At 69.5% G+C, this 25,500-nt stretch carries 27 protein-coding genes; 15 read left to right on the plus strand and 12 right to left on the minus strand.

Annotation, left to right across the window (positions count from 1 at the left end; all coding sequences use genetic code 11):
• Positions 1-82 precede the first annotated feature (82 nt).
• The 3 genes from ACQP1V_RS03370 to ACQP1V_RS03380 are packed head-to-tail and all read right to left on the minus strand — an operon-like array spanning position 83 to position 3,151.
• Positions 83-739 carry a DNA-binding response regulator gene (locus tag ACQP1V_RS03370; RefSeq protein ID WP_433418689.1) on the minus strand — a complete coding sequence of 219 codons (657 nt, stop codon included), beginning with the start codon at positions 737-739 and terminating at the stop codon, positions 83-85.
• Positions 712-1,854, minus strand: coding sequence for a hypothetical protein (locus tag ACQP1V_RS03375; protein ID WP_433418691.1), 1,143 nt, complete (start codon positions 1,852-1,854; stop codon positions 712-714). Before ACQP1V_RS03375 ends, ACQP1V_RS03370 begins: the two co-directional genes overlap by 28 nt.
• Entirely contained in the window at positions 1,838-3,151 is a 1,314-nt protein-coding gene (locus ACQP1V_RS03380; RefSeq protein ID WP_433418693.1) for a sensor histidine kinase, read from the minus strand. The genes ACQP1V_RS03375 and ACQP1V_RS03380 overlap by 17 nt, the downstream gene beginning before the upstream one ends.
• 349 nt (positions 3,152-3,500) lie before the next feature.
• Between ACQP1V_RS03380 and aspS the strand changes: the two genes are divergently transcribed.
• On the plus strand, positions 3,501-4,823 hold the full coding sequence (gene aspS, locus ACQP1V_RS03385; RefSeq protein ID WP_433418695.1) for an aspartate--tRNA(Asn) ligase: 1,323 nt from the start codon (positions 3,501-3,503) through the stop codon (positions 4,821-4,823).
• A 115-nt stretch (positions 4,824-4,938) separates the two neighbouring features.
• On the opposite strand, the gene ACQP1V_RS03390 is transcribed toward aspS, so the two are convergent.
• Positions 4,939-6,336, minus strand: a complete 1,398-nt coding sequence (locus ACQP1V_RS03390) for an LCP family protein (protein ID WP_433418696.1) — start codon at positions 6,334-6,336, stop codon at positions 4,939-4,941.
• Between the two features lie 402 nt (positions 6,337-6,738).
• Here ACQP1V_RS03390 and ACQP1V_RS03395 point away from each other — a divergent pair, with 402 nt between their 5' ends.
• From ACQP1V_RS03395 to ACQP1V_RS03405, 3 genes are all read left to right on the plus strand, one after another.
• On the plus strand, positions 6,739-7,056 hold the full coding sequence (locus ACQP1V_RS03395) for a sec-independent translocase (RefSeq protein ID WP_433418698.1): 318 nt from the start codon (positions 6,739-6,741) through the stop codon (positions 7,054-7,056).
• Between the two features lie 47 nt (positions 7,057-7,103).
• Positions 7,104-7,394 (plus strand): Sec-independent protein translocase subunit TatA, encoded by a 291-nt coding sequence (tatA, locus tag ACQP1V_RS03400; protein WP_433418700.1) that lies wholly within the window; start codon positions 7,104-7,106, stop codon positions 7,392-7,394.
• A 123-nt stretch (positions 7,395-7,517) separates the two neighbouring features.
• The gene (locus ACQP1V_RS03405) at positions 7,518-7,865 is read left to right on the plus strand and encodes an ArsR/SmtB family transcription factor (protein ID WP_433418701.1); all 348 of its coding nucleotides are present in this window, start codon (positions 7,518-7,520) and stop codon (positions 7,863-7,865) included.
• Positions 7,866-7,900: 35 nt separating this feature from the next.
• Here the strand turns inward: ACQP1V_RS03405 and ACQP1V_RS03410 are convergent, their stop codons facing one another.
• Together ACQP1V_RS03410 and ACQP1V_RS03415 are read right to left on the minus strand one after the other, a co-directional pair.
• The gene (locus ACQP1V_RS03410) at positions 7,901-9,256 is read right to left on the minus strand and encodes an LCP family protein (protein WP_433418702.1); all 1,356 of its coding nucleotides are present in this window, start codon (positions 9,254-9,256) and stop codon (positions 7,901-7,903) included.
• 447 nt (positions 9,257-9,703) lie between these two features.
• On the minus strand, positions 9,704-10,066 hold the full coding sequence (locus ACQP1V_RS03415; RefSeq protein WP_433418704.1) for a DUF4267 domain-containing protein: 363 nt from the start codon (positions 10,064-10,066) through the stop codon (positions 9,704-9,706).
• Positions 10,067-10,154: 88 nt separating this feature from the next.
• On the opposite strand from ACQP1V_RS03415, the gene ACQP1V_RS03420 reads away from it, so the two are divergent.
• Positions 10,155-10,739: a TetR/AcrR family transcriptional regulator gene (locus ACQP1V_RS03420; protein ID WP_433418706.1), complete on the plus strand. Its 585-nt coding sequence runs from the start codon at positions 10,155-10,157 to the stop codon at positions 10,737-10,739.
• On the opposite strand, the gene ACQP1V_RS03425 is transcribed toward ACQP1V_RS03420, so the two are convergent.
• Complete coding sequence (locus tag ACQP1V_RS03425) at positions 10,736-11,062, minus strand: rhodanese-like domain-containing protein (protein WP_433418708.1); 327 nt, start codon at positions 11,060-11,062, stop codon at positions 10,736-10,738. The two genes, ACQP1V_RS03420 and ACQP1V_RS03425, sit on opposite strands and share 4 nt — an antisense overlap.
• Before the next feature lie 35 nt (positions 11,063-11,097).
• Here ACQP1V_RS03425 and ACQP1V_RS03430 point away from each other — a divergent pair, with 35 nt between their 5' ends.
• Positions 11,098-11,715 carry a TetR/AcrR family transcriptional regulator gene (locus ACQP1V_RS03430; protein ID WP_433418709.1) on the plus strand — a complete coding sequence of 206 codons (618 nt, stop codon included), beginning with the start codon at positions 11,098-11,100 and terminating at the stop codon, positions 11,713-11,715.
• A gap of 73 nt (positions 11,716-11,788) precedes the next feature.
• Here ACQP1V_RS03430 and ACQP1V_RS03435 read toward each other — a convergent pair whose 3' ends face one another.
• Positions 11,789-12,517 carry a MerR family transcriptional regulator gene (locus tag ACQP1V_RS03435; protein ID WP_433418711.1) on the minus strand — a complete coding sequence of 243 codons (729 nt, stop codon included), beginning with the start codon at positions 12,515-12,517 and terminating at the stop codon, positions 11,789-11,791.
• A gap of 33 nt (positions 12,518-12,550) precedes the next feature.
• Complete coding sequence (locus tag ACQP1V_RS03440) at positions 12,551-13,975, minus strand: serine hydrolase domain-containing protein (protein WP_433418713.1); 1,425 nt, start codon at positions 13,973-13,975, stop codon at positions 12,551-12,553.
• Between the two features lie 637 nt (positions 13,976-14,612).
• Between ACQP1V_RS03440 and ACQP1V_RS03445 the strand changes: the two genes are divergently transcribed.
• Positions 14,613-14,864: a hypothetical protein gene (locus ACQP1V_RS03445; protein WP_433418715.1), complete on the plus strand. Its 252-nt coding sequence runs from the start codon at positions 14,613-14,615 to the stop codon at positions 14,862-14,864.
• A 10-nt stretch (positions 14,865-14,874) separates the two neighbouring features.
• On the opposite strand, the gene ACQP1V_RS03450 is transcribed toward ACQP1V_RS03445, so the two are convergent.
• Positions 14,875-15,540 (minus strand): DNA-binding response regulator, encoded by a 666-nt coding sequence (locus tag ACQP1V_RS03450; protein ID WP_433418717.1) that lies wholly within the window; start codon positions 15,538-15,540, stop codon positions 14,875-14,877.
• An 85-nt stretch (positions 15,541-15,625) separates the two neighbouring features.
• Here ACQP1V_RS03450 and ACQP1V_RS03455 point away from each other — a divergent pair, with 85 nt between their 5' ends.
• The gene (locus ACQP1V_RS03455) at positions 15,626-16,519 is read left to right on the plus strand and encodes an oxidoreductase (protein WP_433418719.1); all 894 of its coding nucleotides are present in this window, start codon (positions 15,626-15,628) and stop codon (positions 16,517-16,519) included.
• Positions 16,520-16,689: 170 nt separating this feature from the next.
• On the opposite strand, the gene ACQP1V_RS03460 is transcribed toward ACQP1V_RS03455, so the two are convergent.
• Both ACQP1V_RS03460 and ACQP1V_RS03465 read right to left on the minus strand, forming a co-directional pair.
• Positions 16,690-17,283 carry a triose-phosphate isomerase family protein gene (locus tag ACQP1V_RS03460; RefSeq protein WP_433425741.1) on the minus strand — a complete coding sequence of 198 codons (594 nt, stop codon included), beginning with the start codon at positions 17,281-17,283 and terminating at the stop codon, positions 16,690-16,692.
• A 24-nt stretch (positions 17,284-17,307) separates the two neighbouring features.
• A complete protein-coding gene (locus ACQP1V_RS03465; RefSeq protein WP_387416108.1) occupies positions 17,308-18,090 on the minus strand; it encodes a GbsR/MarR family transcriptional regulator in 783 nt (260 codons plus the stop codon).
• Positions 18,091-18,341: 251 nt separating this feature from the next.
• On the opposite strand from ACQP1V_RS03465, the gene ACQP1V_RS03470 reads away from it, so the two are divergent.
• The 7 genes from ACQP1V_RS03470 to ACQP1V_RS03500 all read left to right on the plus strand — a co-directional run bounded on the left by ACQP1V_RS03470 (position 18,342) and on the right by ACQP1V_RS03500 (position 25,452).
• Positions 18,342-19,004, plus strand: a complete 663-nt coding sequence (locus ACQP1V_RS03470) for a DUF4097 family beta strand repeat-containing protein (RefSeq protein ID WP_433418721.1) — start codon at positions 18,342-18,344, stop codon at positions 19,002-19,004.
• Between the two features lie 329 nt (positions 19,005-19,333).
• Positions 19,334-20,563, plus strand: a complete 1,230-nt coding sequence (locus ACQP1V_RS03475; protein WP_433418723.1) for a serine hydrolase domain-containing protein — start codon at positions 19,334-19,336, stop codon at positions 20,561-20,563.
• Between the two features lie 383 nt (positions 20,564-20,946).
• Complete coding sequence (locus ACQP1V_RS03480; protein WP_433418724.1) at positions 20,947-21,234, plus strand: hypothetical protein; 288 nt, start codon at positions 20,947-20,949, stop codon at positions 21,232-21,234.
• 800 nt (positions 21,235-22,034) lie between these two features.
• Positions 22,035-22,280, plus strand: coding sequence for a hypothetical protein (locus ACQP1V_RS03485; protein WP_433418725.1), 246 nt, complete (start codon positions 22,035-22,037; stop codon positions 22,278-22,280).
• A gap of 514 nt (positions 22,281-22,794) precedes the next feature.
• Positions 22,795-23,649 carry a hypothetical protein gene (locus ACQP1V_RS03490; RefSeq protein WP_433418727.1) on the plus strand — a complete coding sequence of 285 codons (855 nt, stop codon included), beginning with the start codon at positions 22,795-22,797 and terminating at the stop codon, positions 23,647-23,649.
• A 48-nt stretch (positions 23,650-23,697) separates the two neighbouring features.
• Complete coding sequence (locus ACQP1V_RS03495) at positions 23,698-24,093, plus strand: carboxymuconolactone decarboxylase family protein (protein WP_433418728.1); 396 nt, start codon at positions 23,698-23,700, stop codon at positions 24,091-24,093.
• An 84-nt stretch (positions 24,094-24,177) separates the two neighbouring features.
• Positions 24,178-25,452 (plus strand): MFS transporter, encoded by a 1,275-nt coding sequence (locus ACQP1V_RS03500; RefSeq protein WP_433418730.1) that lies wholly within the window; start codon positions 24,178-24,180, stop codon positions 25,450-25,452.
• Positions 25,453-25,500 lie beyond the last annotated feature (48 nt).

A 25,500-nucleotide genomic window follows, 5' to 3' on the forward strand; every position in this document is an offset into this window, starting at 1 on the left:
GTGACGCGGCCACCACCCTAGGAAGCCGAAGCCGACGGGCGTGACGGTCGTTCGACCCACAACGCGGATCGCGATCGAATGATCACAGATCGTCCACGTCGATCAGCCCGTCCTGGATCGCCCGCGCGACCAGATTCGCCTTGGTCCGGGCCTCCCGGCCCACGTTCGCGTACTTGATCCGGACCCGGTCCAGATAGGAGTTGACCGTCCGCGGCGTGATGCCAAGCTTCTGTGCGACGAGTTCCTTCGACTCGCACTGGAACCACTCGATCAGCACCTCCTCCTCCCGTAGCGAGAGCTTCGGCCGATCGGCCGCGGTGTCCGCGCCGAACGCCCCGGCCAGCGCCGGCGGTGTGTATGGCAGGTCGTGCGCGGCCGCGACCGTGGCCGCGACCAGGTGCTCCTCGCCCTCGGCCTTGGTGAGGAAGGTGAAGGCCCCGGTGTCCATGCAGGTCAGCGCGGTCTTCTCGTCGTCGCGCATTGTGTAGACGACGACCTGTCGGCCCGCGTCGACCAGCTGGCGCAGATCGCCGTACGCGGGCGGGCGGCCGTTCAGTTGCAGGTCGAGCACGACGACCGCGGCCGCGTCGCCCGGCGGCGTCCACGCGGTCTCCACCGTGGCGCCGGAGGCCACGACCTCGATCGGCGGGTCCGCCGCCGAGTACCAGTGCTTCACTCCGGCCAGGACCACCGGGTGATCGTCGATCAGCGTCACCGTGACGGCGTCGCCTGTCGCCATACCGCCTCCACCCACAGTCGATTCTCCGCGACCACACGATTGATCTCGACGTGCCGCGACGCGAAATCCGGGTGTGGCGGCGTCGGTTCGTCGCCGAGAGCGCTGACCCGGACCCGGTCGGACGTGCGGACCACCGTGACCCGGGCGTTGGACCCGGCCGCGGCGAGTACGGCCGCCACCGGATCGATCAGCTCGCGCCGTACGTCCTTGGACAGGTCCCGGGGCTCGCCGCGTGCCGCGAACTGGACGGTGATCCCGCTCCGCTCGGCGACCTCGATGACCGCCCGCAGTTCGTGCACCAACCGGTCGGACACGTCGTCGCTCTCCGCGAACAGGCGCCGCATCCGGGCGGCCTCGCGCGCGCAGCGGCGCCGTACGTCCGGATCGGACGGGTCGAGCGAGCCGTACCCGAGCCCGGCGAGCAGCGGGACGGCGGTGCCGAGCAGCGCGACGTAGCGTTGCCGGTGGTCGCGATGGAGGTACTCGGCCACCGCCTCCGCCGTGCGGAGCCGCTCTTCTTCCTCCGCCGTCTCCCTCGCCCGCGCGGCGACGCGCCGCACTTCCTGGATCACCAGGCTCAGCGCGAGCTGGAACCCGTAGACGGACACCACGGACACCGCCATCGCCGCCCACGCCAGCGGATCGGGCGGGCCCGACAGGACGGCCTTGGCGAGGGCGACGACGAGGTTCGCGCCGAGGAAGAGGGCGAGGCGCGCGGGCGGCCGGTCGAACAGCAGCAGCACGCCGTACCAGCCGACCAGGCCGAAGTACCAGTGGGCCCGGTCCAGATAGTTGCCCGGAGGTGCGGCGACCGCCGCCGCTCCCGCCGCGAGCAGCACCAGCAAGGCGCCGACGCGCCGGGCCGACGGCGGGATGCGGCCGTTGCGCGCCAGGTACACGGCGGCGCCGACCGCGACACCGACCAGCAGGACGAATCCGGTGATCTCCAGCCATAGCGGGTCATAGCGTCGGCTGTGCTCGATGAGTGTGGGCAGGCAGAGCCCGAACTGCACGGCCATCGTGACCGCCAGAACCGCCGCGTGGGCGCCGCGCAGGAGCCGGTCCTCGACCCGGACGGCCGGCCCGTCGCGGCGGCCCTCAGTAGTCTCCGTCATCTGGCCACATCCATCTCAGCGTGGTGCCCCCGCCCGGCCGGGAGCCGACCAGCACCCGGCCGCCCGCCCTGGTCATCCGCTCCACGATCGAACCGGAGAGGCCACGACGATGCGCGGCGACCTGCTCCGGGTCGAAGCCGCGGCCCCGGTCCCGCAGCTCGACCACGATCCGTCCGCTCTCGTCGAGCGCCGCGCGTAGCGACGCCTCCGGCACCCCCGCATGCCGCTCCACGTTCGTCAGCGCCTCGCGTACGCCATGGAAGATCGCGAGCGCCGGCGTCGCGGGCAGCGGGGGCAGGGCGTCGATCTCCACCTCGACACGGACGGCGGGGTGACGGGTGGCGGTGCCCAGCAACGGCCCCAGGTCGACGCGGCCGTCGTCCGAGCCGGGCACCTTGGCGAGCTGCTCCAGATCCTGGCGGGCGCGTTCGGGCACCCACCGCGTTCCGTCGCGGGCTCCGATCGCGATCATCAGCAGGGTGGTGCTCGCCGTGTCGTGCAGGGTCGCCAGGTACTCCCGCTCGCCCGAACGCCTGGCCGCAGCGACTGCGGCCTGCCGACGCCGGGCCGCCACCCGCGCGGTGAGCCGGTCCGCCGAGCGCGCATGGGCGCGGACGAGCACATAGGACAGCCGAGACAGCGTCAACTCCAGCAGCACGCGCGCGCCGGCCAGCGCGATCGACCACTCACCCAGGTGGATGTAGGAGCCCGCGACGAAGGCGCCGAGCCCCAGGACGCCCAGGCCGCACCCCACCACCGGCCGGGTGGGCCACTCGTACGGATAGGTCACGGCCGTGATCGAGACCAGCGCCACCACCCAGCCGCCGGGGTCACCGGTGCCGGTCGCCGCCTGGCCCAGGCACACCGCCACGAGGACCGCCGCGTCGACCGCGACCGGGCGCCACGACCGTGAGAGCGTACGGTTCCGCGTCCAGGCCAGGCGGAGCGCACACCACCCGATCACGAGGGCCGCCATCGAGATCGTCGCGGTCTTGCGCTCGTCCGGCGTCGCGAGGATCCCGAAAACGGCGCACGGCACGACCACCGCCGAACGGAACCAGACCGCGTAGCGCTCGCCCGCGCGGTTGAGCTCCCGCTCCGCCACACCCGGCCCCGCCTCGCTGCCGGAGTCCTCCTGCTCTCCAGGCTCGGCCGGCTCTCCACGGCCGGCCTCGGTTTCAGGGGCAGGAGCGTCTCCGGGGGCGTTTCCGGGCTCGGCCTCGTCCGGGGACCTCGCCGCCGGGTCCGTCCCCTGGCGATCGCCCGCCGATGGGGCCTCCTGCTCTCTCCCGCCCATCCGGTGAAGACTATCTACGGCAGAAGACAGACGGATCACGCTTGCACGTGGGAGGACGCGCACGTAATCTTCCGGCAACGCGTTGACGGAGACGAGTAGTCACCGAACCGGACAGGTAGGAGAGAGCCGCCGGAAGCTGCGAAGGCGGACCTGTCCCCGGAGACGAAGACCCTCCTGAGCGCGGGGAGGAACGGCGCCCACGCCCAATGCCCCGCCGGCCGGCCCCCGTCATCGGGCCGTCGAGGCCGCCGTGTCACGGCGGTGAAAGTGCGGTGGCACCGCGAGTTCCCTTCTCGCCCGCACTCCCAAGGGATCACCACTCACTGATCAGAGGTTTGTGTTGATCTCCATGTCCGCAACAGTTCCCGCCGCCTGCCGTGTCCTGGCGGCGGAGCTTCCTCATCACCTCGGCCGGCGGGTGACCGTCCAGGGATGGCTCCACCGCAGGCGGGTCCTGAAATCCGTGGCCTTCCTCATCCTGCGCGACCGCTCCGGCCTGGCCCAGGTCGTGGTGGCCGAGCCCGACGCCCTGAGCGCCGTCGGCGACCACCCCGAAGAGACCGTCCTACAGGTCACCGGGACGGTGACCGCCAACGCCCAGGCGCCCGGCGGAGCCGAGGTGACCTCGCCTGAGGTGATCGCCCTGTCGGGCCCCGCCGTGGCCCCGCCGTTCGACCTCTATCGCCCCACGGTGCCGGCGACGCTGCCGACCGTCCTCGACCACGCGCCGGTCGCCCTGCGGCATCCACGGCTGCGGGCGCCCCACGCCATCTCCGCGGCGTCGGTGACGGGGTTCCGTACGGCGCTGGACGCGCTCGGCTTCACCGAGATCCACACGCCGAAGGTGGTGGCCTCGGCGACCGAGTCGGGGGCCAACGTCTTCGCCATCGACTGGTTCGGCACCCGCGCCTATCTGGCCCAGTCGCCGCAGTTCTTCAAGCAGGCCATGGTCGGCGTCTTCGAGCGTGTCTACGAGATCGGCCCCGTCTTCCGGGCCGAGCCGCACGACACCGCGCGGCACCTGGCCCAGTACACCTCGCTGGACGCCGAGCTCGGCTTCATCACCGACCACCGCGAGGTGATGGCCGTGCTGCGCGAGGTTCTCGCCGGGATGACGGCCGCCGTCGCGGACCGGGCGGGCGAGGCGTGCGCCGTGTTGGACGTCAAGATGCCCGAGGTCCCGCGCCAGATCCCGGAGATCCACTTCGCCGAGGCCCAGGAACTTCTCGCCGAGCACACCGGTGAGGACCCCCGGGGCGAGCCGGACCTGGCCCCGGCCCACGAACGCCGGCTGTCAGAGTGGGCGCTGCGCGAGCACGGCAGCGAGTTCCTGTTCGTCACCGGCTATCCGATGGTCAAGCGGCCCTTCTACACCCACCCCGAGCCCGGCAGGCTGGAGCATTCCAACAGCTTCGACCTGCTCTTCCGCGGCCTGGAGCTGGTGACCGGCGGCCAGCGCCTGCACCGCTACCAGGACTACCTCGCGGCCCTGGCGGCGCGCGGAGAGTCGCCCGAGCCGTACGCCGGATACCTGGCCGCCTTCCGGCACGGCATGCCGCCGCACGGCGGCTTCGCCATCGGCCTGGAACGGTGGACCACCCGGCTGACCGAGGCCGACAACATCCGCCGCGCCACCCTGTTCCCGCGCGACCTTCACCGGCTGACTCCGTGACGACGGCGTGCGGCCCGTCCCTCGGGACGGGCCGCACCTGTCGCGGGTGACGACGCATGAGCCGAGGCGGCGCGACCGAGGCGGACGTTCAGGCCACGGGCGGGCGCTTCACCGTTCACGCCGCGCAGGAGTCCTGAGTGGCGTCGAAGCCGGTCAGCTCCTCCGAGTCGCTGACCTGCATGGGCTTCAACCCCTGCCAGTCGTCACCGATGGTCAGGATCAGCCGGGACGTCGTCCCGCGTGAAACCAGCTGGGGTTTGCCCTTCTTCAGATCCCTGGCCAGGGTCGGGACGCGGGACTCGCCGTTGGGCGAGTACAGGATCGTCGTTTTCGGGTACGGATCGCTCCCCGGGCGGATCTTGGATATGTGGTAGCCCCGCTGTTCCAGTGCGGCGGCCACCTGAGTGGCGAGCGAGGCCTTACCGGCGCTGTGGCGGATTTCGATCTGCACCCGAGAACGCGCCGTCTTGATCTGGCCGCTGCGCAGTTTCGAGTTCTTCGTGCTCTTGTCCTGCGCGACCAGCTGGAAGAGCGTGCGCGCCTGCGGCTGAACCCATTCCACCCGCCCCGGCTGCTTGACCGAATACCGCCATGGGACGGTGATGAAGCGGATCTCGCCCGCGCTCAGTCCCTGTGCGCTGTCGGCCAGGTCCTTCATCACGCCCGGAGTCAGGTCGGGGTCGGTGGTGACGGACTTGGTGGCGGCGTCCAGGAAGTCGTAGAGCTTGGTCGGACTGGTCAGCGTCTCGCCGCTCATCACCTTTTTGATCATGGAGGCGACGAACATCTGCTGCCGCTGGATCCGGCCGATGTCCGAGCCGTCGCCGAGGCTGTACCGGGCGCGTACGTAACCGAGCGCCTGCTCGCCCTTCAGCGTCTGGCGGCCGGCCGACAGGTGAAGGAGGGCCTTCTTGTCGTCGATCGGCTGGGGCACGCAGATCTCGACCCCGCCGATGGCGTTGACCATGCCCTTGAACCCGATGAAGTCGACTTTCACGAAGTGGTCGATATGAATGCCGGTCAGCGTCTCGATGGTCTTCCAGGTGCAGGCTATCCCGCCGAAGTTGAACGACTCGTTGATCATGCCGGTGTGCGGGGCCTGGCCGGTGAGGTTCTTCGACGGGTCCGCGCGGCAGGCGGGAAGCCGGACCAGCGAGTCGCGGGGGAAGCTGATGATCAGGGCGTTGTCCCGGTTGGGTGACACGTGGGCGAGCATGATGGTGTCCGTACGCTCGCCTGCGATGCGGCGGCCGTACTTGGCGTTCTTGCCGTCACGCTGATCGGAGCCGACGATCAGCACGTTCATCGCCTTGGTGGGGGCCTTGGGCGGGCGAGTCTCGCCGAGGTCCTGCGGGGCCACCTCGATGTGCCGGACGTTTCGGGAGAGCTTGGCGTAGGCGGTCGCGACGACGCCCACCGCCACGAGCGGCAGGGCCAGACCGAGCACGATCAGCCAGCGGAGCCGACGCCGCCATCGGCTGCGCGGCGGCGGTTCGGTATCCGCGCTGTTCACACGTCGCTCCGAGGGACGGGGGTCACGACATCGACCGTGACCGGAACTTGCCATTTGTTAGGGGAAAGGCCTGCTGTGCGGGTCCGCGCTCTATGTCCGGGATTGCCGCACTGCTCAGGCCATGGGCAATCTTGGCGTCACTTGCGCAATTCTGCAAGTGATGGGGCGTTGGTGACCCCTCGGCTCGTCAGGCCGGCGCGGCATCTTCTTCGGCCGACCGGCCCTCCGGCTCCCTGGATCGGGCCGGCGATCGGCGGCGGGGTGGACACCGGCGTGGTGGGTATACGCATGCCGCGGTAGCCTGAGTCTCACTTGCTCGATTGCGCAAATGATCGACGGAGGGTGACATTTGCATCCTTGCGTAACTATCCTGTCGATGGCGGCTCTCGGTCAGGAGCTCTGATGTTCGGGCTGGACATAACGAAGGTCGTGGCTCTCGCGGTCGTGGCTCTGCTCGTCTTCGGCCCGGAGCGGCTGCCCAAGGTCGCGGCGGAGGCGGGGCGGGCGCTTCGTCAGCTCCGGCAGTTGGTGGAGAACGCCCGTGCGGGACTCGGCCCCGAGTTCGCCCACCTCGACGTCACGGAACTGCACCCGAAGACCCTGGCGCGTAAATACCTGTTGGAGGAAGCGGGCGAGAGCCCGATGCCGGCGCCGACCGCGGTGGCGAACCGTGAGCTGGCGTGGGGGGAGATCCCTCCCTATGACCCCGAGTGCACCTGAGGTGCTGATCGCCATCCCGGCGATGGCATGAAGAGAAGGAGAAGGTGATGGGCGGACTGAGCCCCATGCACTGGATGATCGTGGCCATCGCCGCGGTGCTGTTGTTCGGCGCGAAGAAGCTGCCCGACACCGCTCGCTCTGTCGGGAAGTCACTGCGCATCTTCAAGACCGAAGTGACCCGGTCCGACCAGGAGGAGCCGCAGGCTCCGCCCACGTTGCCGTCCGTCGAGGAGCAGGCCCGCCAGCTCGAACAGCAGGCCGCCGCACTGCGTGCTCAGGCGGCAGCCGACGCGAAAGACAAGCCGGTCGACGCGAAAGACAAGCCGGCCGCTTCCTGACCCTCGAGTGTGTGCCTCGATCGGCGTGGCCGGGTCTCGTGCCGGCGCGCCGGGCGCTGACCGTGCCGGGCGAAGCGGGGAGACGAGGTCGGGTCACGCCATTACTCGGGGAGGAAGAGCTCGATGACAGCGGCTGGGATCGGCGATCCGCCGGCCGCGGTGCTGGCCGAGGCCGCGGCCGCGTTCGGGTTGCTGTCCTCGCCTCCGCGCCTGCACATCGTCTGGGTGCTGGCCCAGGGGGAGTGTGATGTCACCTCGCTGGCGGAACGCGTCGGCAGCGCGCTGCCTGCCGTGAGTCAGCACCTGGCGAAGCTCAAACTCGCGGGCCTGGTGCGCTCACGCAGGGAGGGCCGCCGCGTCGTCTACCTGATCGACGACCTGGACGTCGTCACGATGGTGCGGGAGCTGATCGGTTGCCTGACCCCGCGGGTGACCGAGCCGGGAGAGCGCCTCCGAGGCATGGGAGCCTGAGGCGCCGGACGGCGGCGGATTCGGTGCGGGCACGGTCATCCGTACGACAGGTCCGCACACGGATCGTCGTCCGCTGAGCGGGCCTTGGAACTGAACGCGGTCGGGGTCGGCGTGGGCTGCGCGTAATCGGAACCCAGGATCACCGTGATGCCCGGCGTGGAACCCGACTCGAGTTTGGCGCCCGGGACGGCCCGGGCGACGATCTTGGCCTGATCCTGAGCGTCCGGGCCATACGTGACGACAGAGGATGTGTAGTTCTGGGAGGCTGCGGTGCCGACCGATGTGACGGTGAAGCCGGCCGACTTCAGCTTGGCGGCGGCACGGGCGCCCAGGCCGTTGACGGTGGTGCCGTTGTAGAGGGCCAGGCGAATGCCCGCACCTGACACCGGGCGGGTCGGCTTGGGCGAGGAAGTGGCCGTACTACTCGCCTTGCCGCTGGCGTCGGCGCCGTCCAGGGTGCGGTCGGCCCTGAGCGCGGCCCACAACTGGTCGGCGTCGGGCTGGACGATGGCGACGCGAGCGCCCTGATAGCGCCACGGCACGGTGATGAACTTGGTGTTGTGCAGGTCGATGTCCTTCAGCCCGAGAGCGAAGGACAGCAGTTTGTCGGCCGAGCCCAGTCCGGGGTCGACCGTGATGGCGGAGGCGGCGGCCTCGGCCAACGGCAGCAGCGTTGTGGGGTTGAGGCCTTGAGCCTTGACCTTCTTCACCAAGCTGGAGATGAAGGCCTGCTGGCGCTTGATGCGCCCGATGTCTGATCCGTCGCCGATGCCGTGCCGGATGCGGACGTAGTCCAGGGCCTTCTTCCCGGAGACGGTCTGCTGGCCCTTGGGGAACAGCAGCGCGCCCTTCGATCCGCGGTTGGGGTTGAGGTCGCCCTGGTAGACGTCTTTGGGCAGGCAGACTCGGACGCCGCCGACCGCTGCGGTGATCTTGGAGAACCCGGCGAAGTCGACCACGATCGTGTGGTCGACGCGCAGGCCGGTCAGCTTCTCCATGGTGTTCTGACTGCAGGCGGGGTTCCCCTTCGCCGTGAGACCGACGGTGAACGCGGCGTTGAACATCACACCGCTCTGCGGTGCCGTCCATGTGCCGTTGGGCAGCCGGCAGCGCGGGATGTCGACCAGCGTGTCACGCGGTATCGACACAGCCACAGCGTGCTTGCCGTCACGGTAGACGTGCACGAGCAGGGCGGTGTCGGAGCGGCCGACGTCCCCGGTGCCTCCACCCAGCTTGCTGTTGCCGCCCGAGCGTGAGTCCGAGCCGAGAATGAGGATGTTCTGTCCGCCGACGTTCGCCGCGGGCCGCTCGCTGTTGATGCCGTCGGCGGCGAAGGTGTTGATGTCGGCGTTCAGCCGCGCATACAGCGATCCTCCCGCGGCTGCGATCACCACAGCGAGAGTCACCGCCACAGGTACGACGACCGGCGCTCGCTTCGACCGGCGTCGACGCCTGGTCGTGCCGCGAGGACGATCCCTCAGCGGTGTGCTTGCTGTAGGCATGCCCGCTCCCGCACCATCGTTGTATGGTTGCGCAATATAGCAATCATTGAGACGTCGAGGCGTCGGGGCTGGTTCATGCGAACAGGGAGTCAGTACAGGCTTGTCGCCCTTTTGCTGTGGGCGCTGGTTTGGTCACTCAACGTGTACGAGTGGATCGGGCGTGTTTGAATCGGCGTACGCCTGCCCGCCGGGGAGCGATTCATCCCTTGACTCTTCGTGAATCGGAACGGCGGGAGGTGGCCCACGGCCTCTTCTGTGCCGTGGCGGCCGGCGGGCGAGAGCGTCTCCATCGTCGAGGGCGTCGACCGGTTCCGTCGTGCGCCTCGTGGCTCTTTTTCAGACGGCGAACAGCAGGGCGGCGCTGATCAGGACGATGACGGCGGTGGCGAAATGGATGCCGAAGGCGACGGCCTTGGGGCCTCCGCTGCGCAGCACGATCAGGGTGTCGCCGAGCGGGTTCAGCGCGACGACGAGCATGAACCAGGCTGCCGCGTATGTCCCCGCGAAGGCGAGCAGGGCCAGGCCGAGGATGCCGTAGCTGAAGTCGCGCACGCCCTTGATGGTCAGGTAGGCGTTCGGCTTGGCCGGCACGCCGTACCCGGTGGCCGCGGCCTCGGGCTGCAGCAGAAACCGGGCACCGATGAACATGACCAGCAGGTTGAGCAGGATGGCCAGGCCGTACGCGATGGGGGTGAGCATGAGTTCCTCCGAGAACTAGCGTTGCTAGGTGCAAGATCGACGCCAGCATAGCGACGGCAAGTAGCGCTAGCAGTGCTAGGATCGGAATATGTCGATACAGGCCCGACGAGAGCGGGAGCGAGCGGAGCGGGAGCGGCTGATCGTCAGAGCGGCCCGAGAGTTGGCTGAGGCCGAAGGCTGGGAGGCGGTGACGATCCGGCGGCTGGCCGAGCGTGTCGAATACAGCCAGCCGGTGCTCTATAGCCACTTCGCGGGCAAGGGCGCGATCATGGCGGCGGTCGCGGTCGAGGGGTGCGCCGATCTGGCCGTCGAGATGCGGGCCGCCCGCACGTCGGCGAGCGGCCCGGAGCAGGCGCTCGCCGACGTCGCCGCGGCCTATGCCGCGTTCGCCGAGCGGCGGCCGGCGATCTATGACGTGATCTTCAACCAGGCGGTGGACCTGCCGTTCGCCACGCCCGAGGCGCCGGAAGCCCTGCATGCCGCCTTCGACGAGCTGCGCCAGGTCGTCCGGCCCATCGCCGGAGGCGACGAGGTGGATCTACTCGCCGAGGTGTTGTGGAGCGGGCTGCACGGGATCATGACGCTGACGCGCGGCGGAAGGCTCCCGCGCGAGTACCACGAACACCGGCTGGCCCTGCTGCTCCGCCGGTTCGCGGGTTGGACGCGACCCTAGGCCGACTCGGTGGGCAGGCCGGCCTCGACCCAGTCCTGGATGCCCTCCCGGTACTTGCGGACGTCGGTGTAGCCGAGCGCGGTGAGTCGATCGGCGACCTGGCCGCTGTTCGGGCAGGCCGGGTTGGAGCAGTACGTGACGATCGCGGCGTCGCGGTCCGGCAGCAGTGCCGCCGCCCGGGCGTCCACCTCGGTGGGGGCCAGGGGGAGGGCGTTGGGCAGGTGCTGCTTGGCGTAGTACTCGCCGCCCAGTGCGTCGATGACGGTCACCGTGCCGGCGTCGATCGCGGCCCGGAGTTCATCGCGGGTGATGAGCGCGGTCATGACACTCCTTTCGGGAAATGGACTATAGTCCGGTTATGTCTCATGACGATAGCGGACCACGGTCCGGTTCCGCAATCCCGCTGGAGCTGCTCCGCACCCCGCCGCCCAAGGAGCGCGCCGACGCCGCGCGCAACCGGGCCGCCGTCCTGGAGGCGGCCGAGCGGCTGTTCGCCGAGCACGGGGTGGCCGCCGTCTCCATGGATCAGATCGCCGCGGCCGCCGGGGTCGGCAAGGGCACCCTGTTCCGCCGCTTCGGCGACAAGTCGGGCCTGGCCGTCGCGCTGCTCGACGCACGGGAGCGGGTGCTGCAGGAGGCGATCCTGCACGGCCCGCCGCCGCTGGGCCCCGGTGCGCCGCCCGCCGAGCGGCTCACCGCGTTCGTCGACGCCTACCTCGACTACCTGCTGAAACACCTGGACCTGGTGCGGGTGTCGGAGACCGCGGCGCCCGGCGCCCGGTACCGGATCGGGGCCTACCGCTTCTGGCACCGGCATGTGGCGATCCTGCTGGACGGCGTACCCGACCCGGACCACGCCGCGCACGCCCTGCTCGCCGCACTGGCGGCCGAGCACGTGAGCGCGCTGCTGCCCGAACTCGGCGAAAAGCGCATCCGGGCCGGCCTGCGCCGCCTCGCCGAGAGGTGTCAGGACTGAATGAGCCGGCCGGTCGATCTCTGCTCGGCCCCGTACGCCCTCCCTACCGAGCAGCACGCGAATTCGAAGGTAGCTAGCCCTTCATAAGTTGGGCGAGGCGGTCCCAAGCCGGGGATGAGGCTCCGGGCTGCGATTGCGCCGCCAACCGGGCGATAGTCGGGTTGTGGACGGGGCGGGTCTCGGATCGGCTGTGATGACTGGTGAACCAGTTCCGGGTACGGTCCGCGAGGGCGGGGAGGCGGGGATCGTCCGGCGACCAGTCGTAGGCGGCGTCATGTTCAAGGTAGAGGGCGCGGAACTCGGGATCGGCGATGAGCTCGCGCTTTTCGGCGACCCACACGGAGGCGTCCTCGGGTGAGGCTGTTTGCATGAGGATCCAGCCGTCGCGTTCCAGGTGCGTCTGGCGCTCGCTCACGCCGAGTTCGCGCAGATCGTCGAGATAGTCGGCGACTTCCGGGGAAACGAAAAGCCGGTCGCCGCCGCGCAGCTGGGCGAGCTGATCGCGGGTTCGCCGCAGCTGCGCGATGCGGTCGCGGAGATTGTGGTCGATCTCGGTGATGGCTGCCGTGAGCGTGTCCTGGTCGGCGTCAAGAAGGTCTTTGATGCGGGTCAGTGGCACGCCCGCGTTGGCCAGGGTCCTGATCTTGACGAGGTCGACGGCGTCTTTGGCGGTGTAGCGCCGGTAACCGGACGAGTCGCGGCCGGGCTCGGCCAGCAGACCGCGCTCGTGATAGTGGCGGACGGCTTTGGTGGTCACGCCGGCGTAGTCCGCGAGCTGGCCAATCGTGATCATGCTGGGCATCCTTCCACTCGGTGGTCAGGTCGTTCGGAACGGTCAGGCCCGTCGGGTCAGGCGGCCGCCGCCGTTGCGGAAGCGCGCTTGGCCGTCGCGGACGTCGTGGTAGGAGACGAGCAGCAGTCGCAGGTATCCGTCGAACGTTTCCCGTGGGTATCCGGCGGGCGCGAAAAGGCCGGGCCGGATCGGCACGTAGCGCTGGGGCGGGGCGGAGGTCATGCCGCCGGCGAACTCGGTGAAGATCCGCTTCTGCGATTCGTCCGCCGGTTCGTAGGTCATCCGCTCCTCAAGCTGACCGTCGACGATGCTGACGTCGATGCGGAGCTGATTGGAGCGGTACGTGCCCACGTATGGGGTGAGGTCGACGTCCTGCTCCAATTCGGTGACCAGAGCGGGGATCTGGACGCCGAGATGCTCGCTCAGGAGCCGCTGCAGGATCTGGTCCTGCAGCATGATCGCCCCAGGGGTATTGCCGAAGGCGGCGAAGACCAGGTCGTGTTCGGGCACGACACACAGGATGGACACGCCGCCGGGAGACGCGCCCGACATGGCGAGGACAGTCGTGTCGCCGAACGGGTACCGCACCCAGCCGAGGCCCATCGGCGGCACGTTCGGGGTCGCCATGTCGTGTGAGACCTGCTGCATCAGGGCGGTCGACTCGGCCGACAGGACGCGCGCGCCGGATGGGGACACACCGCCCGCGAGGTGGGTGCGTCCGAAGGCGAGCAGGTCGGCGATGGTGCCGATCGGCGTGCCGCCGGCCGGCCCCCAGGTGTCGGGCAGCGTGAACATGCCTGTGGGCTTGGCCGCCATGGTCTCGGGGTCGAGGAAGTGGCCGATGGCCGTGCTGCGCAGGATGGCCTGCTCGGCTGAGGTGCTGGACTCCCTCATGCCGACGGGGGCGTAGACATCGCGTTCGAGCAGGTCGGGGAAGGGGATGCCGGTCACCACTTCCAGCAGGCGGCCCGCGACGATCATGCCGCCGTTGGAGTAGCTGAGCTGCTCGCCGGGTTCGAACAGGGCGCCACAGTTGCTCGCGAGGCCGTCGACGTAGGTCTTCAGGGCGTCGCGGCCCTTGGCGTCGGGGAAGAACAGGTCCGCGTCGATGCCGTTGGTGTGGGAGATCAGGTGGCGGACCAGGATCTTGTCCGCCGCGCCCGGCGCGATCAGGGCGAATTCGGGAAGGTGCTTCACCACCGGCGTGTCGAGGTCCAGCAGCCCGCGGTCGACCTGCTGCAGGACCAGCGTGGTGGTCAGGACCTTGGTGACAGAGCCGAAGAGGAATCCGGTGTCGTCGAGCATCGGTGCGCCGGTGGCGACGTTCGCGGTGCCGTGGGCGACGACGATCTGCTCGCCGGCGTGGTAGACGCCGGCGACGAACCCGGGGACGTTGTTGGACTCGCAGTAGGTGGCGGCCTGCTCGCGGATCTGGGCTTCGACGGTGCGCAGCGCGTTGTTGTTCATGTAGGCCATCGTCGGACCTTGCCCCTGGGGCAAGGTCAAACCCGGAACGAAGGAAATCGGTGCGCTCCTTAGTGGGTGCCGGCCGTCGATCACGAAAATGACGGTCGAAAATGCGGCCTCGGTGGTGGGAGGAAGGTGACTATAGTGCCGAATGTGATGATCGGGGCAGGGGGTGTATTCGGCGTGCGCCGGTGCCGCTCCACGTCCCGGTCGGGGGCCGGCCGTCGTAGACGTGAGCGGCCTCGCCATACGGCACGCACAGCCAGAGAGGTATGGCATACCCACCGTCCCCGAACCGCCCGCCCGCGTACCCGCCGAACCCCGGGCAGCCTCCGTACGCCCCCTATCCGCCACCCGGCCCCAGCCAGGCGCCCGGGATGTACCAACCGCCAGGAACGTACCAATCTCCTGGGCCACCGCAGCCGGGGATGCACCAGCCGTACCCTCCGGGGCCACCGCCGGGCGGTGACGAGAGGCCGCGGCGCGGCGCGGGGCGGATAGTGGGCGGGACCCTGGCGGCCGGAGTCGGACTCCTCGTGCTGCTGGGCGGCGGCGGTGTGCTCGCGCTCAGCCCCGGCCAGGTGCGGGACATTCTGACGCGGACCGCCACGCATCCGGCGGCGGCTGGAACGTCTTGGTGGGCTACGGGCAGGTGAACGCGGCGGCGGCGGCGGTCGTGGCCGCCGGGGCGGCGGGGAAGTCCGCCGTCCGGGCCGTGCCGTACAAGGGGGAGAAGTACTTCGGGCACGGGCCGGCCGACTCGCCGATCACGCATCCACCCATCGATTCCGAATATCTGATCATCGGTGGCACCGGTGCCGGGATCGGGCTGCTCCTCCTGGTCGGGGCCTTTCTGCTGCTGCGCCGGCCACGCGCCAGGAAGACCTGACCCGGGCCGGTTACCCGGTGAGGCCGAGCTCGCCCGCGCGCACCCCGGCCTGGAACCGGGAATCGGCCTCCAGCGTGGTCATGAGCTCGGCGACGCGTCTCCGGTAGGTGCGCAACGAGAGGCCGAGCTGTCTCGCCGCGCTCTCGTCGGTGTATCCCGCGCCGAGAGCGCGGAGGACGGCCCGGCTGTCGGCGTCGAGGTGCGGCACGTCACCGCGGAGATAGGCGGCCAGATCGGTGGCGGTCTCCCAGGCCGCACGGAACAGGGAGTACACCCCGTCGACCAGGACGGGCGAGGTGGTCACGGTGAACTCGCGCATGCCCGGCGCCCCGCGTCCGGCGAGGATCATCACCCGGCGGTCGATGATGATCGTCTCGTGTGGCAGCGGTGCGGAGCTGATCCGCACCCGCGCGCCCCTGGCCGCGACCTCGCGGAGGTGCGACCGTGCGGCCTCGTCGGCCAGGGCGACCGGGCTGACGAGCTTGTCGACCGTGATGCCGGACGTGTCCGCCCCGCGCATCCGCCGGCTGATCGCCTGCCGTGCCTCAGGCTGGGACCACGTGTCGAGATCGCGGGCCGCGCACACGAACTCGCGCTGGGTACCGGCGAAGAGGTGACCGGCCCGGGCGATGAGTTCCGTGTCACCGTGGACGGTGATGACCTGATCGGCTGTCACCCGCCCATTATGGCCGCCTATGGGGCGATGGCAGCTTGTTGCCATCGCGTTGGCCCGCCCTCTCATCTGCGCGAGGCTGACCGGCATGACGACGAACACGCACCCAGACTCGGTAACCCCGGCCGCGCTCACCGGCGAATTCGTTCTTGGCGGAGACCTTCCGGTCCACCGGCTCGGGTTCGGCGCCATGCGGCTCCCGACCGGTACCTTCCAGGGACCCGCTCGCGACCCCGAGACGGGCATCGCCGTACTGCGCCGCGCGGTCGAGCTCGGGGTGAACCACATCGACACGGCGTGGTTCTACCGAAGGCCGGGGGTGGTGGCGAACGAGCTGATCCGCATGGCGCTCGCCCCCCATGGAGACGACCTCGTGATCGCGACGAAGGTCGGGCCGTTGCTCGACTCCAGCGGCGTTCCGAGCGGCGAGGCGGGCCCGGCCCAGTTGCGCGGCCTGGTGGAGGACAACCTGCGCAGCCTCGGCGTCGACCGGCTCGACCTCGTGTACCTGCGGGTCGGCGGCATGAGCGGCCCGGGCGGCGAGTCGATCTCCGACCGGTTCGCGGCACTCGCCGAACTGCGCGAGGAGGGGCTGATCCGGCACCTGGGCGTCAGCAACGTCGACGCCGCGCAGCTGGCCGAGGCGCGGGCGATCGCCCCGGTGGCGGCCGTGCAGAACAGCTTCCACGTACAGGACCGGGGTGACGCCGAGCTGCTGGCGCAGTGTGAGAAGGACGGGATCGCCTTCGTGCCCTTCTTCCCGCTCGGTGGCGGACACCGTCCGATCGACGCGACCGCGATGGCGGCGGTCACGGCCCGGCATGGGGCGTCGACCGCCCAGGTCGCGCTCGCGTGGCTGCTGGCGAGCTCGCCCGTGATGCTGGCCATCCCCGGCACGGGTTCTCTCGGCCACCTGGAGGAGAACATGGACGCCGGACGCATCCGCCTGACAGCGGACGACTTCACCGCACTCGGAGGTTGAGCGCCCAACCGGCGTTCGCCGGAGCTTCTGGTTCCGAGGTTCGACCGTACGGCGGAGCTCAGGGCTGAGCTTCGGCCCTGAGCTCTCATCCGGCGCGGCGTTCGACGTTCTATGCGGGCTGCTCCGCGGGCTCCAAGCCCACCAAGAGGTTGAAGGCGCCCTCGGGTGGATCAGACAGTGTGAGAGCTGACAGCCGGTACGGCCTCGACGTATCGGCGGCCGATCGCCAGCAACCGCAGCAACCCGTCCACACTCCACGCGGCCCGCCCGACGAAGAGGCCGTCGGCCGGCGTCTCGCGCAACAGCGTGGCGGCATTGGCGGCGTCGACGCCGCCCCCGTACAGCACGGCCCGGCAGCCGGCCCCGGCGCCGAGCAGATGGGCCTCCTCGGTGATTCGGCCCATCACCGGTGCGACCTGTTCCGGGGTCGCCGGGGTGCCGGCGAGCCCGATCGCCCACACCGGCTCGTACGCGATCAACGTCTGACTTATCTCGTCCGGGTGGAGACGGGACAGCGCCGCCCGCACCTGCGTGGTGACGAACCGCTCCGCGTCACCGGCCGCGCGTACCGCCCCCGGCTCTCCGACACAGATCAGTGGCGTCAGGCCGTGATCGACCGCCGCCCGGGCTTTGCGCGCCACCGTTTCATCGGTCTCCCCGAACTGCTCCCGCCGTTCGGAATGGCCCATCTCAACGAGCTGGGCGCCCGCGTCGGCGGCCATGCGCATGGAGATTTCGCCGGTGCCGGCCCCTCCGCCGCCCAGTGCGCGTTCTGCGCGCCGAGCACCTCATGCTGTGGCCGTCGGGACGGCTGTCGGTCCGTGATCCGAACTCGGCTTGGCGGTGCCGTCCGAGGTCGTTCCGGTTCTGGTGTAGAGGACCTCGCGGGCCTGCTCCGCGGCGCGGATGAGGCTCTCGCTGACGAAGTCGAGGAAGCGGGCGACGTTCTCCAGGCGGGTGGCGGCCGGGGTGCCGGGACCGAGGACGCCGACGCCCTGCCGTGCGGCCTCGACGACCTGGTCGTTGGACCGCGCGCTGCGGATCATCGACTGGTACCAGAGGTCGTCGTCGACGACGTAGCGCTCGCGGCGGCGTTCGTCGCGCTCCCGGCGGATGAGGTCCATGCTCTCGAGGAACGTGATCGCTTTGGAGATGGACGCCGGACTGACCTGGAGGCGCCGGGCGAGTTCGGAGGCGGTGAGGCTGCCGGTGTCGATGGTGTAGAGGCAGGCCAGAACCCGGGCCATCATCTTGGGCAGGCCCGAGGTCATGAAGACGGTGGTGAGCGTCTCCTGGTAGTCGTGCACGGCCTCGGCGTCGCGTCCGTGGGGCTGCGGGGACGCCTGCGACCCCTGGGGCGCGGCCTGCCTGCGCCGGTGGGTGCGCTGCTGGGTGGCACGGTGGGCCAGATCGGCGCGGTAGCCGGTGGGGCCGCCGTTCCGCGTCACCTCACGCGTGATCGTGGAGGTCGGACGGTCGAGGCGGCGGGCGATCTCGGCGTAGGCCAGGCCGTCGGCCAGCCCCACCGCGATCTGCTGGCGCTCCTGCTGGGTGAGCCTGCCTCCCGGCATCACGACCCCCTTCATGCCCCACGGGTGCTCCATGGTGCTCGATGTTCCCTGACGCCTCCATCATAGCGTTCATCTTCAATGCATTGCAATGATCGAGCGGTGGTCATTGCGTTAATCTCGAAGACCGTTGCAACAGTTTCCTGGCATCTACCTGCATAAATGTTGATTCGACGCAACGTTGATGTTGCATGACTTTGGAAAGCAACGTAGCGTTTGCGATGTCGGAAGCACCGCAGCACAAGGAGCACACGATGCAGAAGTTCGACACCCCCGCCCTGATCTCCGCCGTCCTGGACATCCCCGCCGGACGCGTTCAGTTCATCGCCGCCGACCGGGCCGACACCACCGTCGAGGTCCTGCCCGCCAGCCCCTCCAAGGGCCGCGACGTGAAGGCGGCCGAGCAGACCACGGTCGAATACGCCGACGGCGTCCTGCGGATCGAGACCTCGATGAAGCACCAGTACCTCGGTCCGACTGGGGCCATCGAGGTGACGGTCAAGCTGCCCGCCGGCTCCCGGGTCGAGGCCAAGACGGCCAGCGCCGAACTCCGGACCGTCGGCCGCCTCGGCGACGTCGCCTTCGAAGGCGCATACCGCCAGATCAAGATCGACGAGGCCGCGAGCCTCCGCCTCACCGCGACCGACGGCGACGTCGAGGTCGGCCGCCTGGGCGGCCCCGCGGAGATCAGCACCGCAAGGGGCGACATCCGGATCGCCGAGGCCACGGGCGGCAAGCTCGTGCTCCGCACGCAGTCCGGCGACATTTCGGTCGGCGCCGCCGCGGGCGTCTCGGCCTCCCTGGACGCCGGCACCACCCACGGCCGCATCACCAACGCCCTCAAGAACGATGGCACCGCCGAACTCGAGATCCACGCCACCACCTCCAACGGCGACATCTCCGCCAGCAGCCTCTAGCTCCCCGTCGACCCGCAGTGTCCGGGGCCGAGCACCACTTGCATCGACGGTCCGCACTACGCGGCCACGGGGTCATGCCCGGCCGGCTACGTCCCGCCGCAGGTCAGTGGCGGCGTCAGAACGGCAACAGCCCGATATCAGAGCGATCGGCGATGGTGAACGCCATGAACGGTCCAGCGCTTGCGGCCTCGGGGCCGCGAACCGGGCCGGCCGCGAACCGGGCCGCGCCGAGCTCACCCCCGACCCTCGTGCGCCGCTCATGGAAGCCCATGGGCGACGCGCCGGGGTGGGTCTCGCAAGATCGAACACTGTATTTAAGGAGATTGATGATGAGGACCGGCGACAGCGGCTTCTCCGCAGCAGGGCTGCGCAGGTTGCGTGAGGTGCTGGCACGGCATGTCGATTCCGGGAAGATCCCCGGGCTTGTCGCCCTGGTCGGCCGGGGCGAGGAGACGCATGTCGAGGTGATCGGGACGATGCGCCATGACGGTGGCGCGCCGATGCGCCGGGACACGATCTTCCGGATGGCCTCCACATCCAAGCCGGTCACGGTCGCGGCGGCGATGGTCCTGCTGGATGAGTGCCGGCTGCGGCTGGACGACGTGGTAGAGCCGTGGCTGCCGGAACTGGCCGACCGGCGGGTGCTGAAGCGGATCGACGGCCCGCTGGAGGACACCGTGCCGGCGCGGCGGCCGATCACCGTGCGGGACCTGTTGACCTCCACGTTCGGGCTCGGCATGGACATGACCTCGCTGGGCACCCCGATCATGAACGCGGTCTTCGAGCAAGGGCTCACGCCCAATCTGCCCGAGCCGATGCCCGAGCCGGACGAGTGGATGCGCCGCCTGGGCACGCTTCCGCTGATGCACCAGCCCGGAGAGCGCTGGCAGTACCACATCAGCAACGATCTACTCGGTGTGCTCGTCGCCAGGGTCACGGGCCAGCCGTTCGAGACGTTCCTGCGCGAACGCGTCTTCGACCCCCTGGGCATGAAGGACACCGGTTTCCACGTACCCGCCGACAAGATCGACCGGCTGCCGCCGAGCTACGTCCCCGACCCGCAGGCCGGAGAGCTCATCATGTGGGACGAGGCCGAGGGGGGACGCCACAGCCGGCCTCCGGCCTTCCAGGGCGGCGGTGGCGGGCTGGTCTCCACCGTCGACGACTACCACGCCTACTTCCAGATGCTGCTCAACCACGGCAAGCACGGCGGCGAACGGATCCTGTCCCGGCCCGCCGTCGAGCTGATGACCACCCACCGGCTGACGCCCGAGCAGACGGCCGCCCGAACCGCCATGGCCCGCGACAACGTCCATGCGTCCTTCGGCCAAGGGCAGCACGGCGGCTGGGGCTTCGGGATGGCGGTGCGCACCTACCGCGGCGACTACGCCTCCATCGGCCAGTTCGGCTGGGACGGCGGAACCGGTACCTCGACCTACGCCGACCCGGACAAGCAGCTCACCGGAATCCTGCTCACCCAGGTCGGTATGTCCACCCCGGATTCGGCGCGGCTCATCCACGACTTCTGGACCACCCTCTACCAGGCGATCGACGACTGACACCGAGCCCGCGCCCGGTGAGGGTGCGATCCGCTCGGGCGGCTCCGCCTCGAGTTCCCCGGTATCGAGCTGAACGAGCCGTTTATCCGGCTTGCTGTCGCGAGAATCCGCGAGGCGGGAGCGGCGTCGGGAGGCATTGCATGAAGCCGATGACCGTCCCGCGACCTGCGGGACCTGCCGCCCACTATTGGTCTGATGACCGCTGCCCGTGCCCTCGGCATCGGCCGGTCCAAGGCGTACCGACTCGCCCGTGACGGCGAGTTTTCCGTTCGCACCAATCCGCATCGGCGACCTCTACGGTGTCAGCACCGCCGACCTCATGAAGGTTCTCGGGGTGGGCGCGGGCGGTGATTTGAAGTCGGTTCGCGTCCATGGCGACGGGTATGGACGCGACCCGCGAGGGTCGTGACCGCATTCGCGGTCGCGAAGTGGTGGTCGGGACATGTCGGGCAACGGCCGGGGCCGGAGCCAGACGGGCCAATAGGACACCACCATCGTCACCCGACATCCTGCGTGCTGCCCGCGACATGCTGCCCAACCCCGAGTACTCGATCACGTCCATCGGCAAACTGCTCGGTGCCTCCCTCGGCACGCTCTACACCCAAATACCCGATCTGAAGGAGTTGCGGGCCGCCGGCGTCTCGCGCCAACTCCCGGTAGGCACGCGATGATCCGTAGCCCGCACCGGATGAAGGGTGCCTGCATGGGGCGCACGCGGTCCTCATCGCCTCCCTGGTCCCCGTAGCTCTCGTGGCTGTCGGTGCGGCGCGGCGCGCGAGATCCCAGGACTCGCCCCGTTGGACGCCGAGGTCCACATGCTTCGGCCATCGGTCCACAGCTCTGAGGCGTGCTCGTCGAACCGGTCGACGAGCCTGTTGTCCCGGCCGGCCGCCGCAGGCCGATTTCAGAATTGCCGCCGAATTGGCGCATTATTCACGTTATCGGAAAAATGTGACCTCGGACCGCTTGAATGCGTATCCGATGTGGCCGTCGGATGTGGGGAAGAATGGATCCGGCGCTGAGGTGGGAAATAATGCATCCGTGACATTCGCTCAGGCGACGATTCAGGACAGCGCCGTCGAGGTGCTGACTGCCGAATTATCATTGATCCTCGCGTGAGCGGATTCCGATTTGCGAATTATGAGAGGACGCCATGCGGATCAGATCTGTCCCGTGCAACCTTTTCGGCCGCGTCGGTTTTGCCGCTGTCGGGATGGCCGTGCTCCTCACCGGCTGCGATCATGGTGGAGCGCCGACTCAGCGTGGCGGCGCCGTGTCGAGCGGCCTGACGTCGACCCCCAGCCCATCCCCGGTCTCCCCCAGCCCATCCCTGGTCTCCCTTAGTCCGCCTCGGGTCTCCCCAAGTCGGCCTGTGGCATCCCATAGGACCGACCTTGCGGCGTGTGCGAAGGCGGACTGTGAAGTAGAGGTCCGGCCGGGTGATCGGCTGGAGATCGACAGTCGGTTCGGCGTGAATACGATCACCATCAAATCCGTGAGCGCTGATGAGGTCAGGCTTCGAATCGAAGGCACATCGGGCGGGCTGAGCGTCGAAGGAGAGAACACCAGCGTCCAAGGGTCCTGCACCGACGGGCGCTGTCGTGATGAGGGAGAAATGTCACTGACCACAGGCACGCCAGGCCGCATCAACAAAATCCGGCTGCGTCTGGTGAAAGCGGACTTCTCTCATGCTGTTCTGGTGCTCACGCCGGAATAGACGCCAGGGGAAGGCGAGGCTCAGTTCAGACCGACGGTCAAATGACGGTTAAACGATCAAGGGCCTGGCCGCTGTCTCCAGCGATCAGGCCCTTGGCCTGCATCTATCGGGTCGGGGTGGCGGGCTTTGAACCCACGGCCTCTGTCAACGGATGAGGTTCGGGTACCAGCCTCGCCTGCGCGGATGATGTTTGCCCTGGTCGGAGGCGTGGTCTCGATGGGGTTTGCGCGGTGTGGCGAGGGTTCGGGGAGCGGGTCGGCTCCCAGATGGCTCCCAGGAGTAGTCAGAGCGTCGTTCCGCTCGCTCGTGTCGGTGCCTCCGCCGACCGGTCCAGCGTGACGGCCGTACCCCGGCGTCACGGGGGCATCGTGGCGACTGCGCGTGACCCGCCCCTCTCAAGCCCCTCGCGAGATTTCGTCCATGAGGGCTCCCATATACCCCCAAGGGGTATATGGTTCTGATCGTCGCCCGAACGGGCGGCGCCAGCAGACACATCAGAGCCCAGGGAGTTGTCATGACGAACCACGCCGGCCACGACCACACGACCCACGCTGACCACGCCGCCCACGGCGGAGCCCGGCCCGGTGGGCTGTCGGTCTCCGAGAGCGGATACACCCTTGAGCTCGATGCGACGATCCTCGGCGCCGGCCCGCAGACGATCACTTTCCGCGTGACCGGCCCCGACGGCCAGCCCGTGACCGAGTTCGTGCCCGAGCACGAGAAGGAACTGCACTTCATCGCCGTACGACGGGACACGGCCGGGTTCCAGCACGTGCACCCGGTGAGGGACGAGAAGGGCGTCTGGACCACCGAGCTAACGCTGGAGCCGGGCGACTGGAGGTTCTTCACCGACATCCACCCGGCGAGCCACACCGGAACCCTGACGCTGGGGGCCGACGTCGCGGTCGCCGGCGCCTACGACCCGCGCCCGTTCCCGGAGGCCACCGGGATCGCACAGATCGGCGACTACACCGTCACGCTCGACGGCGGGCTCCGGCCGGGCGAGGCGAGCGAACTGACCCTCACCGTCAGCCGGAACGGCCACCCCGTCACCGACCTCCAGCCCTACCTGGCCGCCTACGGACACCTGGTGGCCCTGCGCGTCGGCGACCTGGGCTACCTCCACGTCCACCCGGAGGGCGCCCCCGGCGACGGCACCACCGCACCGGGACCCGAGATCTCCTTCATGGCCGTCGCACCCTCGGCCGGCACCTACCGCCTGTACCTGGACTTCCAGCACGACGGCATCGTGCGGACCGCCGAGTTCACGGTGCACACGACCGCGACCGCGCCCCGGCCGAACGCCGCACCCGAACACGGCAGCCACCACCACGGCCACCAGCACCACAGCGCCCACGCACACCACTGACCGCGCGAGCGAACACCCCCGCCCCCTCCAACGGAAGGAGCACAAGGAATGCCCCGCCTCTCCACCCTCACGCCCGATACGGCGGTCGGCGCCTCGCGCGACCTCCTCGCCGACCTGGTCTCCCGCCATGGCCAGATCGGCGACATGGTCTCCGCGATGGCCCACTCGCCGGCCGTAATGGGCGGCTACCTCCAGCTCAGCCGGGCCATGGGCCGCGCCGAACTCGACCGCGGAATCAGCGAACGGATCTCGATCGCCGTCCAGGTACAGCAGGGCTGCGGGCTCTGCCTCGACACCCACGCCAGCGCCGCCCGCGCCCTGCGCGCGCACGGCTGCAGCGACCGCGCGATCGCCGATGTCGTCGGCGTCGGCGCACTGAACATCCTCACCGGCGTCTTCAACCTCCTCGCCGGACTCACAGCGGGGAGCGACACCGGTGCGTAGCGAAAACACCCCTGCCTGTACTCGCGGGGCACGGTCTCCGCCCCGGGGCCGCGCCCCGCCGCATGGACACGGAAGGAACCTGTCATGCGACTGTTCGCCATCCGCGACTACCGCCACCTGTTCGGCGCCCAGGTCATCGCCCTCTTCGGCACCGGGCTGACCACAGTGGCCCTCGGGCTGCTCGCCTACGACCTCGCCGGCCCCCGCGCCGGGACGGTCCTCGGCACCGCCCTGACCATCAAGATGGTCATGTACGTGGCCATCGCCCCTCTGGCCGCCGCGTACATCGACCGGCTCCCCAGAAGAGCCCTCCTCGTCCTCCTCGACGTGATCCGCGGCGCGGTGGTCCTCGCACTGCCGCTGGTCAGCGAGGTCTGGCACGTCTACGTCCTGATCGGCCTGCTCCAGGCCGGCTCGGCAGCGTTCACCCCGACGTTCCAGGCGGTCATCCCCGACATCGTCACCGACGAGTCCGCCTACACGCGTGCGCTGTCCGCCTCCCAGGTCGCCTCCACCATGGAGAGCCTGCTCAGCCCCGTGCTGGCCGCCGTCGCCCTGACGTTCATGACCTTTGACCGCCTGTTCCTGGGCACCTCCGCCGGATTCCTCGTCTCCGCCCTGCTCGTCCTGTCGACCCGCATCCCCGACGCCCGCCCCAGCACCCACACCAAGGCCTGGGACAAGGCGGCAGCAGGCATCAGGACCTTCCTCACCACGCCGCGGCTGCGCGGCATCATGGCGCTCAACCTCGTGGTCGCGGCCGCAGGCTCGATCGTCGTCGTCAACACCGTGAACTACGTCCGTGACGAACTCGGAGGCTCGCAGTCGGACGTCGCCTGGATGCTCGCCGCCTCCGGCACCGGAACCCTCCTGGCCGCCCTCGTGCTGCCCCGCCTACTCGACCGGATCGCCGCCCGCACCGTCATGATGACCGGCGCCGGCGTACTGGTCGGTGGCACGACGGCCGCGGTCACGCTCGTCGCGGCCGGCCTCACCACCTGGACGGGTACGGCGATCACCTGGACCGTGATCGGCGTGGGCATGGCGTTGATCATCACCCCGACCGGCAAGGTCCTGCGCGCCTCCGCCGGACGGAACGCGATTCCCGAGGTGTTCGCGGCCCAGTTCTCCCTGTCACACTTGGCCTGGCTGATCACCTACCCCATCGCGGGATGGCTCGGCACGACCGTCGGCTTCACCCTCGCCTGGTCCGTCCTCGCGGTCCTCGCCGGGGCGGGAGCGGCCGGAGCCCTTCTTCTGTGGCCACGCCACGACGGCCAAGGAGCCATCACTGCACCCGCGATGCCCGCCGGACGCGCACCCAGTGAGGACCGATCCACCCTGGCCAAGGCCGCGTGAAGCGTCGGTTCAGAGAGGGGAACGGCTTGCCGGGGAACCCGGCGGGGG

Source organism: Microtetraspora malaysiensis (assembly GCF_050947145.1).
GTDB classification, from domain to species: Bacteria; Actinomycetota; Actinomycetes; order Streptosporangiales; family Streptosporangiaceae; genus Microtetraspora_A; species Microtetraspora_A malaysiensis.

What these genes read in the sequence shown, in the direction of transcription:
- ACQP1V_RS03370 (WP_433418689.1), bottom strand. Translation starts at nt 739, where the DNA reads ATGGCGACAGGCGACGCCGTCACGGTGACGCTGATCGACGATCACCCG.
- ACQP1V_RS03375 (WP_433418691.1), bottom strand. Translation starts at nt 1,854, where the DNA reads ATGACGGAGACTACTGAGGGCCGCCGCGACGGGCCGGCCGTCCGGGTC.
- ACQP1V_RS03380 (WP_433418693.1), bottom strand. Translation starts at nt 3,151, where the DNA reads ATGGGCGGGAGAGAGCAGGAGGCCCCATCGGCGGGCGATCGCCAGGGG.
- aspS (WP_433418695.1), top strand. Translation starts at nt 3,501, where the DNA reads ATGTCCGCAACAGTTCCCGCCGCCTGCCGTGTCCTGGCGGCGGAGCTT.
- ACQP1V_RS03395 (WP_433418698.1), top strand. Translation starts at nt 6,739, where the DNA reads ATGTTCGGGCTGGACATAACGAAGGTCGTGGCTCTCGCGGTCGTGGCT.
- tatA (WP_433418700.1), top strand. Translation starts at nt 7,104, where the DNA reads ATGGGCGGACTGAGCCCCATGCACTGGATGATCGTGGCCATCGCCGCG.
- ACQP1V_RS03405 (WP_433418701.1), top strand. Translation starts at nt 7,518, where the DNA reads ATGACAGCGGCTGGGATCGGCGATCCGCCGGCCGCGGTGCTGGCCGAG.
- ACQP1V_RS03415 (WP_433418704.1), bottom strand. Translation starts at nt 10,066, where the DNA reads ATGCTCACCCCCATCGCGTACGGCCTGGCCATCCTGCTCAACCTGCTG.
- ACQP1V_RS03420 (WP_433418706.1), top strand. Translation starts at nt 10,155, where the DNA reads ATGTCGATACAGGCCCGACGAGAGCGGGAGCGAGCGGAGCGGGAGCGG.
- ACQP1V_RS03425 (WP_433418708.1), bottom strand. Translation starts at nt 11,062, where the DNA reads ATGACCGCGCTCATCACCCGCGATGAACTCCGGGCCGCGATCGACGCC.
- ACQP1V_RS03430 (WP_433418709.1), top strand. Translation starts at nt 11,098, where the DNA reads ATGTCTCATGACGATAGCGGACCACGGTCCGGTTCCGCAATCCCGCTG.
- ACQP1V_RS03435 (WP_433418711.1), bottom strand. Translation starts at nt 12,517, where the DNA reads ATGCCCAGCATGATCACGATTGGCCAGCTCGCGGACTACGCCGGCGTG.
- ACQP1V_RS03440 (WP_433418713.1), bottom strand. Translation starts at nt 13,975, where the DNA reads ATGAACAACAACGCGCTGCGCACCGTCGAAGCCCAGATCCGCGAGCAG.
- ACQP1V_RS03455 (WP_433418719.1), top strand. Translation starts at nt 15,626, where the DNA reads ATGACGACGAACACGCACCCAGACTCGGTAACCCCGGCCGCGCTCACC.
- ACQP1V_RS03465 (WP_387416108.1), bottom strand. Translation starts at nt 18,090, where the DNA reads ATGCCGGGAGGCAGGCTCACCCAGCAGGAGCGCCAGCAGATCGCGGTG.
- ACQP1V_RS03470 (WP_433418721.1), top strand. Translation starts at nt 18,342, where the DNA reads ATGCAGAAGTTCGACACCCCCGCCCTGATCTCCGCCGTCCTGGACATC.
- ACQP1V_RS03475 (WP_433418723.1), top strand. Translation starts at nt 19,334, where the DNA reads ATGAGGACCGGCGACAGCGGCTTCTCCGCAGCAGGGCTGCGCAGGTTG.
- ACQP1V_RS03480 (WP_433418724.1), top strand. Translation starts at nt 20,947, where the DNA reads ATGGACGCGACCCGCGAGGGTCGTGACCGCATTCGCGGTCGCGAAGTG.
- ACQP1V_RS03490 (WP_433418727.1), top strand. Translation starts at nt 22,795, where the DNA reads ATGACGAACCACGCCGGCCACGACCACACGACCCACGCTGACCACGCC.
- ACQP1V_RS03495 (WP_433418728.1), top strand. Translation starts at nt 23,698, where the DNA reads ATGCCCCGCCTCTCCACCCTCACGCCCGATACGGCGGTCGGCGCCTCG.
- ACQP1V_RS03500 (WP_433418730.1), top strand. Translation starts at nt 24,178, where the DNA reads ATGCGACTGTTCGCCATCCGCGACTACCGCCACCTGTTCGGCGCCCAG.